The organism is Parapedobacter sp., assembly GCF_035556095.1.
GTDB lineage: Bacteria > Bacteroidota > Bacteroidia > Sphingobacteriales > Sphingobacteriaceae > Parapedobacter.
Genome location: NZ_DATMFT010000021.1, coordinates 474,113 through 485,251 on the forward strand (window position 1 = coordinate 474,113; position 11,139 = coordinate 485,251).

Consider the following 11,139-nt stretch of genomic DNA (forward strand, 5'->3'; position numbering starts at 1 on the left):
ATTGGGGGTTAATGATTATGATTTGAGAAATTCGTTGCGGATGGCTAGCTCCTGGGCGTACTGGATGGCGCGGTCGCGCGTGCCTATCTCATCGATCAGGCCAACGGCCAGTGATTTTTGTGCGTAGAAAGTTTTGCCGTTCAATAGGCCGGGCTCTTCGAGGTTGAGCTTGCCGCGGCGGTTTGTTTTTACATTGTTCTGGAAATCGACGGCCAATGGTGATAGCTCTTCGGACTTGAGGAGCTCGTAGTCTTCTTTCAATGCATTCTCGAATGCGAGGTTTTTATGGTCGGATTCGGGCGCGTATACGGTATGCAGCTTGTAGCCCAGTTTTTCGTAATAGCCTTTTACATCCCAGAACGACATCATGACGCCGATGGAACCTACCGTGGCTGATATGCCATTATCGGCAATGATGCGATCGGTGGCGGATGCCGCCCAATAAGCGGCGGAGCATGCCATATCTACGGATGCTACGACTGGGATGCCCAGACCTCGAGCAAACTCGATGGCCTGCACGACGGGCGCTACGGAATCGACACTTCCGCCGCCGGAATCGGTATCCAATACGATGGAGTTGATGTTTGCATGGACGGCGGCGGACCGCATGGCGTGGGCTACCTCTTCGGTACCGTAGCTGCACCAGGTGCCGTACTTGAGCATGGTGCCTTTTAATGGGATGATGGCTGTAGAGCCTTTTGGTGCCTGATCGAGGTCGCCAAAGAATCCATCGACAACGGTACCGGCGGAGATGGGGAATTTCGACCGTATTTTTTCGTCATTTAGGTCGGTCGTTCCGTTGAACCCGTCCCAGTCGCGGTTGATGATGGACTGCACGGAACCGGCGAGGGCGACGGCATGATCTGGAGCAATAAAAAATTGCCCACGGAGTAATGTACTTATGAGGTGGAATTGCCAGTTGGAATGTAGAATGCGTTGCATGGGCATCTTGTTTCAGCAAGATTACCCTGATGCGCTGGCGGTGGAAAGGACGGTTTTAGGCCGTTTTCAGTGGTATATGAGTGTTTTGGTGGACTATTTGGATGGCTTTTTGGGTGGTTGTGTAATTGGGCTCGATGGTGACGGGTAGATCGTCGGTGCCTATTATATAGGTGGCATCGTTGCAGACTTCAACCAATACGATGCCTACGCACCGGATGGGGATGATTTCTTTGATTCGGGCGGTGATCTGGGTATTGAATAGCTCGACACCGTTCGTACGGTTGCCTGTAACCGTCATCCGGCCGCTGGCGGCATGCATTGGAATGGTGGTGAGCTGGCTGGTCTCGAGGGTGGCGGTACCGTCGTGGTTGTCTACGTAGCGAATGACGTCTGATAGCTTGGTGAACTTGATGCTACAGATGATATTGATGCGTTGTTCCATGGTTGTTTTTCAAGTTAAAAAGTTGAAAACCGGGTATTTTTTCTACAACGGACTGGCATTGAGCCGATAAGCTGTTGCGAGCGTTGATTTGATGAGTCTATCGCGGTAGTGAATCTTCTGTAGCAGGTGGTTTGACAGCTTTTCGAGGTCGTTTCTTTGCTTCCGGTACTGCCTTTTCTTGAGCGTTTCCACATCGCCGATCATCGATACCAATTTACGGTTGATGATGAAATTGTGGATGACATCTTTCTGCATCATGCCCAGACGGATGCCCGCCTGGTAATACGATTCGAAGTCGATATCGAATAGGGAGTCGAGCAGGTCGTTCAGCTTGAGCTGATCTTCGGTAGTGTAATAGAGGAAATGGTTTCGGTGGCTTCGAATGGATTTGGTGTTGGGGAGCCGGATACGGATTGTCTTTTCGGAAGGTTCGTGTTTGACTGGTAAATCCGATTTGCTGACCAATGCACATAGGGCCTTGCCGAATGTGTTGTGCCGGAATACGCTGAATGCATCGCTTTCGTACGCGAACTGCGAATGCAGGTATTCTCGAAGCATGGGCTTTTTGATATCTATAAGAACGATCATCGTTTGAGTAGTTAAGTAATCAAATGATGACTCTAATATAGGGGTTTTGTGGCTGATTTTCAAGTTGAAAAGTTGAAAATATGGTATTTATTTTCCGATAGTTTTTTGGGGGACTTTTCCGGTGCGGATCGCCGGGTTATTTTCCCGTTTATTCCTCTCCCAAATGTGAGGTGGTTTAAGTGCACGAAATTTTTGTAATGTTGTAATAATGTAACAACGTATTGTTTTACAGCATGTTGGGTCGATACATTTTTAAATTTAGAGTTGTAACGGCTTGTACTGCATTTTGTAACACGGTTTTGCATTACATTTTATTTGTAATACTACTATTTCTATTACAATAAAAATTGTAATACTGTAACACACTTATATTGTTCGCTCCCAGCCCTTTTCAAGTCTTTTTAGCGAAGCTATTACATTATTACATTTTTTTCGTGCAAAATTAGGTAGAGGGGTTTGGGGCGAAATCGGCCGGGCACGCGTAAGGCGCGGCCGGAATCGGCGGTGTGGCCCGATGGGCCACGTGTTGTAACAGTACGATGAAGAATGGAGTAGGACCAGTGAAGGGTGGCGCGCGCGATTAGACGCGCTGAGAATGGCGTATTTGATGCGGCGCTGGCCTGTTGGGTTGTATATGGGGTTGTGGGCGGCTAGAACTCGACATCGAATCCATCGGAGCTGCTTTGGTCGCGCCAGTATTGGTTAACGGCATTAAACGCAGCTTCGAGCTTATTCCTATCGAACTCTGCGCCAAACAATTCTTCACCGACATAAAGGTCGCCGAGATCATTATATATCAACCGGTCTGGGCTAAACTGGCGCTTGTACTCGTCGTCTGGTGTGAATAGGTAGCCGTCACCGTTCTCGTCGATGGCGATCATCCGGAAGTCTTCCGGATTGGTGAATACTTTGTAACTGCTCATATTGGATCCTGAATTTCGGGAACGTTCGTATCTTCTCCGCGGATGGCCGTAACCCGTCTCACTCGATGGGCAAAAAATTCGCCATCCCATGGCCGCATCAACTGCTTTATCTCAATGGGATCGGTCGCATTAAGCCAATCGTCACGATCGACCGGGTCAACGACGAACGGCATTCGTTTCTTTTCGTTGTGTATTTCTTCCAGTTGGGGATTTGCTTTGGTTGTGATGACGCTGAAGGTGGGGTATCCGTTGAACTCGGCCCAGACAATGCCGAGCGTAAACGGCTCGTGATGCTCCAGGTGCAAGTAATAATTCTCCGTGTCTTTCACCCCAGCTACCTTGTGTGGTTCGAAGAATCCGTCGACTATCAGCAAGCCCCGGTTCTTGGTGATGAAGTTCTTATAGCTGGCTTTTTCGAATATCGATTCCGATTCAGCATTGAGCGTGTTGGCGTACTTATTAGCACCTTCTTCATCCTTCACCCAGAACGGTATCAGCTTCCACCTTGCCGGAACAACCGTATCAGGTCTGTTGTTTAGAATTGCGGGCAGTGTAGGCCTAACGAAGCCGCTGACGTGATAGATACGCTCGCCTTGGTATTCGCTGCCAAGCGACTTAAAATGCTTGCGGATAGCCCGCTCGTCGGGATGACTGGTATGGTAACACATAAATACGAATTTAGGGAAAAACAAAGTAACGGGTACTATGTTTGGGATATATGTTTTCAAAGCTTACACACGAATTACTACGCGAATTAGAGGGAAAGGGCTACAACTGTCTCAAATCAACATCGCATTGGGGTGACGAATCCCCGACGTACACACCGATAAAAGTTGACAATGTAAATGAATACCTCATGTGGGGAGACCTGCACGGCCAGCTCGGCGACAACCCTCATTTCCTTGTTATCAGCGAAGCACTTACAATTCCGGAAGAACAATTGTTTGGATTTGTGCTGGACGATTAGCTAACTTTGTTAGCATGGAGCGACACACAGGCACGATGGATTTCGATTACTTCGGCAGACGGATAACCATTGATTACGCAATGACCAATCTAGGCGGGAGTCCGCATATCTATATACGGGACAAAAACGGCAGTTACCATACTTTCTTCCATCAAGGCAGTTGGCAGCTAAGCGGGAATTATACACTGAAGTGGCCCGCCGATTTCATGGCAGTGCTGTTCGCTGCGTTTGATATCGAGAGGGAACGGTGGGGGCTTTAAACCTCATTCAACGGTAAGCGCTTAGACCCAAGCCCCAGCTTACGTTCGGGACTATGGCGTTCAGGCGTGGGTTAAGTAGCCTGACTACTGCTTGTTCGAGTTCGGGTGTCGTAATCATGACTTCACTTTCCTCAATAACCTCCCTATAACCACCACGTCACCATGACCGGCGAAATGGACCAGCATGGATCCGTTCTTGCCGCGTACGCACTTGCCGTCATACCTGCGAACTGGATGGCATATGGCTTTCTTTAGCGCGGGGTCGGTCAGCTTGTCGCCGTGATAGATATATGTGGTCATAATTCAAACTCCCAAAATGACAACTTACCTTTTACGTTTTGTATCGGTTTATCGAATTTGACGGGGTTGTCAAGCACCCAATTGTAGATTGGTTTTTCTCCCATATACACACCTGCGGGAATTTCTGTTATCTCCGCCCATATACTTGGGTGATTTATAACACAATCAACTATTTCGACTTGGCCTATGATGGCTGATACAGGATAATCCCGCAACAGCATATCGGTTTGCACACTACCTGGCAGTGTTGCGAACTGCTCATCCGTAAGTAGCTCCCATGGATGCGGATGCGCGTATTTAGCGCTGGTGTGGATTAAGGTTGGCCCACGGAATTTCGTTGCCCACATGCGGTTTTCGATAGACTTGTAGCCCTCCACAATGAGGGAAGCCCATGGTTGTTTGACAGTTATACATTTCATGGTCAGTAATCTGTTGATGCGATGAAACTTGGTTTTTCGGCACCGGCCATGAATTCGGCTACTGTTTCGACGACCTGAAGCTTTTCGTGAACTTCGAGGTCTGTTTCGGGGTCGACGATATCCAGTGAACTCCATTTGTCCGGGTGAATGAGTTCGATGTTGTCGTCGGTGCCGAAGTCGAAAATGTTGACGCTGAGTTCGGTGATCATGGTCTGTATCGCTTCGATTTCGGTGCGGGCGCAAATCCAATAGTTCTCGCCGCCGAAAAGGATGTTGTAAACGTTCAGGCTATGGGGATGTGGCGGATAATCTTCTGGTGGCGCTGGCATAAGGCCGTGCTTTTCTGGCGACATCATTACACGGCGCATGCCGTAGTCGTGGGCTTTAATTGCCACGGATTCTTCGGTGCTTCCGGCGGTATAGTAAACGCTAGCGTAATTGGCCGAAGCCTTCTCAATGGTTTCTGTTTGTTGTTTTGTGAGTGTCATTTTTTGGTTCCTCCTAAATATCTTTTCTGATTAATGCTACGATGAACATTGCGGCTAAGATTACGATTGTGATGCCCGCGCTGATCCATAACGGAGACAATACCCACCACCATGTCCAGTTTATGGTGCCGATGAGTTTAAGAACGATAAATACAATTGTTAGCAAACCGGTAAATCCGATACCTGTACTGCTAGATGATGAATTGTTGCTCATGATAATAGTTTTTGTTTGATTAATTTTTCGAATGCTCGTTCGTATTGTTCGGTGTGCCCGTCTTTGGTAGCGACGTAGTCGTACCAGGTGCGCGTAATGAACGCGCTGCCGTGGATGTGCTCGGGCTCTTCGCGGTACAGCCGCTTTACCTCGTAGCCGTGAGATGCAAGGGATTTTAAGATTTCTTCGTCGGTGAAGTGTAGGGTGAGTTTCATAGTTGATTACATTGGTCCGCAGCTTTCGCCGTAGGCGCCAGCTGGAAGAATCCATTCTTCGTTATCGTTGAAAATGATTTGTTGGTCGTATACTTGGGAAGTGGCCATCCTCGCCAGTTCCGGGGTAATGTCATTGTATGGCCTGCCCAGGGCAATAAGGTCCCTGAGCGTCATGTTCCGTTTGATGGTGACGCCGAAAGAATCCTCATACATCATAATCTCATCGCCCTGGTTCGGACTGATGGTGTATGCGCTGGCGAACTGGTCGGCATTACCGAAGATGCAGAACTTGCAGCTGCAGCGGCTCCATCCAAGGTAATAGCAGGGGTGGACGCGGACGCGGTACCGCTCGATGATATCCCAGACCCTTCCTTCTTTCCAGTCGCGTATAGGACGCCAGCGGTCAACTATTCGCCAATTCTTTTTGCCCTCCCTTAAATCTGCACGGTCAGGCTCATGTATTTCGTATGCCGCCCTTGCCTTACTTTCCTCACCGCGTTCACCGGATATGACCAGAACCTTCCTTTGTAAAAATCTGCCCTGATTACGGATGGCGGTCGTCATGACATCAATCTTTAGGTACGACGAACACCATCTGACGGATAGGTCTACCGATATCTGCGGGAATTTTTGTCTGGTAGCTTTAGTTGCCCTTGTGCCTCGTTTTGAGACGCCAATACTACCGTCTGGTAGCTCAAAATAGTTTGGTTGTGTGTAGGCGTTTTCCCGAAGCATTTCCCGCTTAAAACCTCCTTTTTTCCACGAGAAATACAACGGGACGCCAAACGCAGCAGCAAACTTCCTGCAGTAGTCTGGTGTGACCTCCCAATCCATGAAAGTCTCTTCCCGACCGTCGATGTCATGGTGCCACAATTCAATTTTATCTTTCGGGATTCCGATATCAAGCAAATGAAGGAAGCAGGATATCGAATCCTTGCCGCCTGAAAATGCTACTATGTATTTGTCGTATCCTTTCATGCTGCCTTGATATTTTGTTTGTACTTCAATACCGCGGATACATTAGGTGATACAAGTTTTTCGGCCCATTTTGGCGGAACAGCATTACCGATAAGCCGAACGGCATTCTTGGCCGACAACTTAAGATTTGGACTGGTGAAATACCCTCTCTTGAATGTGCTGCATGCGCCTAATTCTTCGGGATTCAGAAAGCGGGCTTTGATATCGAAGTCATCCAATAGTGTGACAAGTTGATGCTTAAAATCCGTCATCACCGGCGGTAATGGATCATCGAGGGAATGGGTGTTTAATCCTGGGTTTCCATTTGAGTTAAAAAACGTTGCAATAAATTGGATTTTTTCGAACCGGATAGTAAGTAATTGATGTACATCTCGGGCAGGTATTGTGTTGATTGGGGCATCCAATGTTTGCGATTGAATGGTGCCATAGTATTGGCAAAGTATATTGTTAACCGTGGTCATTTGTTTGGTCTGCCAACATAACTGAGGTTTCATGGGTTCGTCAAGCTCATGGTAATTGTCCGTCCGGATATGATCCATGATGAACTTTAACTTTTCTACAGTAATCAACTGATGCCTGTTCTCACATGGAATGGTGTTGATTGGTGTGTCTAGGCTCTGAAACCTATTTGCGTTTTCCCCGCCGTAATAGTGTGCTAAAAACTGATGGAGTTGTGGGTACAGTCTTTTGATGCCGCCAGCGATCCTGCGGAGCGATTTGTAGCATAATGGTTTACGTTGGCCTTTACGAAGACCTGTGTTAAACTGCCTTCCGAATATGCTGTTCCCCTCGTTGGAAGTGTCGATGTGCGGTCGACATGACTTCCATTTTTGCTTGCCGTTTGTGCCGCACTTGGAGTGGGTGAAATTGGGGAAAGAAACGTTCACGCCCGGGCGATGAAAAAAAGCAAAGTAGCGTACACGTCGTGTGGGTAGACCGTCGTCGGCGGCATTTCGTATAGACTCTTTGTATTCGTAACCAAGATCCATTATCGCTTTTTTCCAGCGTTCGAACTCTTCGCCTTGTCTGGATTTAATAGGTTTGTTTTTCGCGTCGAGCGGCGCCCACTTTTTGAATTCGGGTACATTTTCAATACTGATAACAATTGGCTTAAGGAACTTTAGGTAACGGTACAATTCCCAACCTAAAGTATAAGATCCTACTTTCTTTTCTTTGCCGGCATTGGCCCGACTATGATATTTACAGTCGACGGAAGCATGTACCCAGTCTACGTAATCCATTTCGTGTTCATCCTGCGTACATACATCCGCCCAATAAACTTTTACCCCTTTGTGCCAGTGGGCATTTGTTTTTATTGCAACCTTATCATGGTTGAGTATCCACTTCGTTTTTACGCCTGGTAAGTCTTCGACACCAGACGTCCAGCCGCCACCACCAGCGAAGAATTCACCAAACGTAATTATTGAAGGGTCTTCAGTAGTCGAGCTTTCTACAAAATTCAAGCTGTACTGTTTTGTGTTAATTCTCATACAGCCTCCTCAATTAAGTCAAACAACGTAGGTACGGATTGCTTAAGCTCGGTGGCTTTGCAATAATTTGAGCCGTCTAAGAAGTACGTTGGATTGAGCTCGATGCCTTTTCCGTAGCGGCCTTTCTCTACTGCGATCATTGGCACGGTACCGATGCCGGCAAAATAGTCTAACACAACATCGCCGGGGTTACTCATTTGCTCGATGACGCGCTCCACAATATCAATCTGGAACGGGCATACGTGCATTTCTTTACCCAGACTCCACTGGGAGCCGTTGAGCGTGCGCATCCGCGTGATGTCGGTCCATACTTCATCTGACCAGCTTTGCGGCTGAAGGATCATGAAGCCCGGCGGCAACTTGCCCTGCGCTTCCAGCGTTTCGGCAATGGATACGATTTGTTCGAAATCCCAGACATCTTCAAGCGAATGGGTTTTGAATAGCTTGAAAATTGCATCGGGCTCCAGCTTGGCTACTTCTTCGGGGTTTAGCAAACGGTCGCCCGATGACCGGGTGAACCCATGTGCATCCATTTGCCAACGGGCACGGCTATATCCTTTGCTCCAATTTTTTGAAGATTTATCGTACATCCGTTTTTCTTTGAGCACGGGAACATCGGCATATGCATTGGACGTATCGGTTGGTGTTTTCCGAAACAGTAAAAGGTACTCGGGCATGCCGACACCCATTTTACTGCCGTCTTTGCATTGCTCTGACCATCCGAGACGATACGTTTGACTGTTTTCCCTTACCACGTCGGTGACTATTGTTTTCATACCGAGATATCCGAAGCCGTGTTTGATGAAGTGGTTGATAACGTCGCAATGGAAGGGATAGGCTGTTTGGTAACCTAGCCCGTTGATTCCGCCCGGCACGATGCGATCTTTTACATGGACGGCACATATACGGCCGGGCATGAGAACGCGTAGGGCTTCCGGCGTGGAGAAATCCATTTGCTGGAAAAATTCCACCGTGTTTTCCGAATGGCCATAATCCGCGTAATTAGGCGAGTACTCATACTGCGTGGCGAATGGAATAGACGTAAGTATCAGTCCTACGCTGTTGCTTTCGATTCTCGGTAGTTCCAACACGTTGTCGTTGTTGACAAACGAAAAGTTCTGGCCTTTAATTTCAACTCGTTCTACGCCCATTTTTCTAGCCAACAGGCTTGCCATGGACGCTTGTGACAATCCGTACTTTCTTACAATTTCTATCATTTTGTTTACCATTTTATCATGTTGCTGCCATTTGTGTTCAAGCTGTTTGCGAATCTGACGTTCGGCTTCGGTATAGATCAAATCGATTCGTGTGGGGTTTTTCTGGCCGAATCGAACGATGCGGTGGATGGATTGAATGAAGTCGTTGAATTTGAAACCTATGCCGGAATAGATGGCCCAGTTGCAATGCTTCTGTAAATTGGTGCCGGACCCTAACATGGAAGGTTTAGCCGCGATCTGGGCAAGTGAGCCGTCGGAGAATTCTGAAACGATCTCTTCGCGTAATTCCAGTTTTTGCGTGCCGAAAACAGCTTTGCTTTTCGGAAAGGTTTTTTGGATGTGACGACGTTCGTCTTCCAAGTCATGCCATAGGATGACGTGGCTTTCCGGTGATTCCTGATGTATGGAAAGCATTTTGTCTACCCGCCGTTTGAGGCTCTTCCGTTTTTCTTTAGCAGAACCATCCAGCCCGATAGCGGCCTCTGCGAAGGCTTTGTATTGGCCATTTCGTTCAACACCGGCATCGTTGTGGTCTGTCGGTATTTCATGCCAACGAACTTCCATGGGCGGCAATACGTACCCGGAATCGTCTGCCGGGTTGCCGGTAAGGTCTGACGGGACCGAAACGAATAACGCCCAAGATGCTACCCATAGCCAGAATTCTTCTGTCTTGTGCGGATATATCGTAAGCTTATCGGCTTTGGTACTATCCCGTTTGAAAAAGCGCGTCTTTGCTTGCGAGACATCCATAATGCCGAGAAAGTCTGCATATGCCAGCAGTTCGATGTAGTCATTGGGTGATGGCGTGGCCGTGGCGACGAACCGGTAGGGTACGGTTTCGGTACCGCGGCGATTGCCATGGACGCCTGCATCGCCGGTGAATAGCCGCATGAATTCACGGAAGGTTTTGGAACCTCCCAATCCCCTGAGTATCGATGCTTCGTCTAGACTGGCTACGTTGAAAAGGCGTGGGTCCAGTTTTCCGTCGCGCACCGTTTCGTAATTGGTGATGTAAACGCCTGTTTCGGCCGCTTCGTTTATGTTCCGAATAAATTTGGGGCCGGATGGCCATCCGAGTATTCTGACTGCATCATTACTGAATTCCTGACGGACGCCCAACGGCGCGATGATCAACCCACGGCCACCGGTTTTGGTGAGTACGATGCGGACGGTTTCTAACTGTGTGACGGTTTTGTGCAGGCCGAATGAGGCAAAACAGGCACGGCGGCCACCTTCTACCATCCATTTTACCATGAGCTTATTGTGGGGTTTGAGCGCAGGATTAACTTCGGAGATTTCACAGTCGAACCCGTCGGGTTGTGCGAGCCTTATTTTGGATTTCAGGAATTCGTTGTATCGCTGTAGCCTTTCGTTAGTATTCATCGCATCACTATTTTGCGTTCATCAATCAGTTGCTGCATCACTTCGACCGGGTGTGTGTTGGTGACAGCCGTGGGGTTGCCGATTTGCTTGAAGCCGACTTTTTGTAGCACGGATTTGTCGGGCGCGCCATACATGTTGATGCGGTGGCCGTTGGTAAGTTCTAGGGTGTAGCCGATACCGGATGGTGGCTCGGACTGGCCGGGGATGCCCCAGTGGGTTTCGATGATTTCGAACTCGCGTTCTTTGCCGTCGACGAAGCGTTCGCCGAGGCCGAAGGGGGGTCTGTAAGTGGTGTTGGGTTCCATAATCGTTT

16 protein-coding genes are annotated in these 11,139 nt (G+C 48.4%); 2 read left to right on the plus strand and 14 right to left on the minus strand.

Annotated features, from left to right (window positions below):
* Positions 1 to 15: 15 nt before the first annotated feature.
* From VNQ80_RS12455 to VNQ80_RS12475, 5 genes are all read right to left on the minus strand, one after another.
* On the minus strand, positions 16 to 942 hold the full coding sequence (locus tag VNQ80_RS12455; protein WP_325639045.1) for a S49 family peptidase: 927 nt from the start codon (positions 940 to 942) through the stop codon (positions 16 to 18).
* Between the two features lie 55 nt (positions 943 to 997).
* Positions 998 to 1,384, minus strand: a complete 387-nt coding sequence (locus tag VNQ80_RS12460) for a hypothetical protein (RefSeq protein WP_325639047.1) — start codon at positions 1,382 to 1,384, stop codon at positions 998 to 1,000.
* A 42-nt stretch (positions 1,385 to 1,426) separates the two neighbouring features.
* A complete protein-coding gene (locus tag VNQ80_RS12465) occupies positions 1,427 to 1,972 on the minus strand; it encodes a hypothetical protein (protein WP_325639049.1) in 546 nt (181 codons plus the stop codon).
* A 650-nt stretch (positions 1,973 to 2,622) separates the two neighbouring features.
* On the minus strand, positions 2,623 to 2,895 hold the full coding sequence (locus tag VNQ80_RS12470) for a hypothetical protein (protein WP_325639051.1): 273 nt from the start codon (positions 2,893 to 2,895) through the stop codon (positions 2,623 to 2,625).
* Positions 2,892 to 3,563: an SOS response-associated peptidase gene (locus tag VNQ80_RS12475; RefSeq protein ID WP_325639053.1), complete on the minus strand. Its 672-nt coding sequence runs from the start codon at positions 3,561 to 3,563 to the stop codon at positions 2,892 to 2,894. The genes VNQ80_RS12470 and VNQ80_RS12475 overlap by 4 nt, the downstream gene beginning before the upstream one ends.
* A gap of 50 nt (positions 3,564 to 3,613) precedes the next feature.
* On the opposite strand from VNQ80_RS12475, the gene VNQ80_RS12480 reads away from it, so the two are divergent.
* A complete protein-coding gene (locus VNQ80_RS12480; protein WP_325639055.1) occupies positions 3,614 to 3,862 on the plus strand; it encodes a hypothetical protein in 249 nt (82 codons plus the stop codon).
* Positions 3,863 to 3,876: 14 nt separating this feature from the next.
* Positions 3,877 to 4,122 carry a hypothetical protein gene (locus VNQ80_RS12485; RefSeq protein WP_325639057.1) on the plus strand — a complete coding sequence of 82 codons (246 nt, stop codon included), beginning with the start codon at positions 3,877 to 3,879 and terminating at the stop codon, positions 4,120 to 4,122.
* 114 nt (positions 4,123 to 4,236) lie between these two features.
* Here the strand turns inward: VNQ80_RS12485 and VNQ80_RS12490 are convergent, their stop codons facing one another.
* From VNQ80_RS12490 to VNQ80_RS12530, 9 genes are read right to left on the minus strand one after another with little or no spacing between them, the layout of a single operon-like run.
* On the minus strand, positions 4,237 to 4,422 hold the full coding sequence (locus tag VNQ80_RS12490) for a hypothetical protein (protein ID WP_325639059.1): 186 nt from the start codon (positions 4,420 to 4,422) through the stop codon (positions 4,237 to 4,239).
* A complete protein-coding gene (locus tag VNQ80_RS12495; protein WP_325639061.1) occupies positions 4,419 to 4,841 on the minus strand; it encodes an ASCH domain-containing protein in 423 nt (140 codons plus the stop codon). Before VNQ80_RS12495 ends, VNQ80_RS12490 begins: the two co-directional genes overlap by 4 nt.
* 2 nt (positions 4,842 to 4,843) lie before the next feature.
* Complete coding sequence (locus VNQ80_RS12500; protein WP_325639065.1) at positions 4,844 to 5,329, minus strand: hypothetical protein; 486 nt, start codon at positions 5,327 to 5,329, stop codon at positions 4,844 to 4,846.
* 13 nt (positions 5,330 to 5,342) lie between these two features.
* Positions 5,343 to 5,543, minus strand: a complete 201-nt coding sequence (locus VNQ80_RS12505; RefSeq protein ID WP_325639067.1) for a hypothetical protein — start codon at positions 5,541 to 5,543, stop codon at positions 5,343 to 5,345.
* On the minus strand, positions 5,540 to 5,758 hold the full coding sequence (locus VNQ80_RS12510) for a hypothetical protein (protein WP_325639069.1): 219 nt from the start codon (positions 5,756 to 5,758) through the stop codon (positions 5,540 to 5,542). Before VNQ80_RS12510 ends, VNQ80_RS12505 begins: the two co-directional genes overlap by 4 nt.
* Before the next feature lie 6 nt (positions 5,759 to 5,764).
* On the minus strand, positions 5,765 to 6,736 hold the full coding sequence (locus VNQ80_RS12515; RefSeq protein ID WP_325639072.1) for a phosphoadenosine phosphosulfate reductase family protein: 972 nt from the start codon (positions 6,734 to 6,736) through the stop codon (positions 5,765 to 5,767).
* Positions 6,733 to 8,226: a DNA cytosine methyltransferase gene (locus tag VNQ80_RS12520; RefSeq protein WP_325639074.1), complete on the minus strand. Its 1,494-nt coding sequence runs from the start codon at positions 8,224 to 8,226 to the stop codon at positions 6,733 to 6,735. The genes VNQ80_RS12515 and VNQ80_RS12520 overlap by 4 nt, the downstream gene beginning before the upstream one ends.
* Complete coding sequence (locus VNQ80_RS12525) at positions 8,223 to 10,826, minus strand: DNA methyltransferase (RefSeq protein ID WP_325639076.1); 2,604 nt, start codon at positions 10,824 to 10,826, stop codon at positions 8,223 to 8,225. The genes VNQ80_RS12520 and VNQ80_RS12525 overlap by 4 nt, the downstream gene beginning before the upstream one ends.
* The gene (locus VNQ80_RS12530) at positions 10,823 to 11,131 is read right to left on the minus strand and encodes a hypothetical protein (protein WP_325639078.1); all 309 of its coding nucleotides are present in this window, start codon (positions 11,129 to 11,131) and stop codon (positions 10,823 to 10,825) included. The genes VNQ80_RS12525 and VNQ80_RS12530 overlap by 4 nt, the downstream gene beginning before the upstream one ends.
* Between the last annotated feature and the right edge of the window lie 8 nt (positions 11,132 to 11,139).

Excerpts from the sequence above, each read along its gene's own strand:
- VNQ80_RS12455 (WP_325639045.1), bottom strand. The coding sequence starts at position 942 with ATGCAACGCATTCTACATTCCAACTGGCAATTCCACCTCATAAGTACA.
- VNQ80_RS12460 (WP_325639047.1), bottom strand. The coding sequence starts at position 1,384 with ATGGAACAACGCATCAATATCATCTGTAGCATCAAGTTCACCAAGCTA.
- VNQ80_RS12465 (WP_325639049.1), bottom strand. The coding sequence starts at position 1,972 with ATGATCGTTCTTATAGATATCAAAAAGCCCATGCTTCGAGAATACCTG.
- VNQ80_RS12470 (WP_325639051.1), bottom strand. The coding sequence starts at position 2,895 with ATGAGCAGTTACAAAGTATTCACCAATCCGGAAGACTTCCGGATGATC.
- VNQ80_RS12475 (WP_325639053.1), bottom strand. The coding sequence starts at position 3,563 with ATGTGTTACCATACCAGTCATCCCGACGAGCGGGCTATCCGCAAGCAT.
- VNQ80_RS12480 (WP_325639055.1), top strand. The coding sequence starts at position 3,614 with ATGTTTTCAAAGCTTACACACGAATTACTACGCGAATTAGAGGGAAAG.
- VNQ80_RS12485 (WP_325639057.1), top strand. The coding sequence starts at position 3,877 with ATGGAGCGACACACAGGCACGATGGATTTCGATTACTTCGGCAGACGG.
- VNQ80_RS12490 (WP_325639059.1), bottom strand. The coding sequence starts at position 4,422 with ATGACCACATATATCTATCACGGCGACAAGCTGACCGACCCCGCGCTA.
- VNQ80_RS12495 (WP_325639061.1), bottom strand. The coding sequence starts at position 4,841 with ATGAAATGTATAACTGTCAAACAACCATGGGCTTCCCTCATTGTGGAG.
- VNQ80_RS12500 (WP_325639065.1), bottom strand. The coding sequence starts at position 5,329 with ATGACACTCACAAAACAACAAACAGAAACCATTGAGAAGGCTTCGGCC.
- VNQ80_RS12505 (WP_325639067.1), bottom strand. The coding sequence starts at position 5,543 with ATGAGCAACAATTCATCATCTAGCAGTACAGGTATCGGATTTACCGGT.
- VNQ80_RS12510 (WP_325639069.1), bottom strand. The coding sequence starts at position 5,758 with ATGAAACTCACCCTACACTTCACCGACGAAGAAATCTTAAAATCCCTT.
- VNQ80_RS12515 (WP_325639072.1), bottom strand. The coding sequence starts at position 6,736 with ATGAAAGGATACGACAAATACATAGTAGCATTTTCAGGCGGCAAGGAT.
- VNQ80_RS12520 (WP_325639074.1), bottom strand. The coding sequence starts at position 8,226 with ATGAGAATTAACACAAAACAGTACAGCTTGAATTTTGTAGAAAGCTCG.
- VNQ80_RS12525 (WP_325639076.1), bottom strand. The coding sequence starts at position 10,826 with ATGAATACTAACGAAAGGCTACAGCGATACAACGAATTCCTGAAATCC.
- VNQ80_RS12530 (WP_325639078.1), bottom strand. The coding sequence starts at position 11,131 with ATGGAACCCAACACCACTTACAGACCCCCCTTCGGCCTCGGCGAACGC.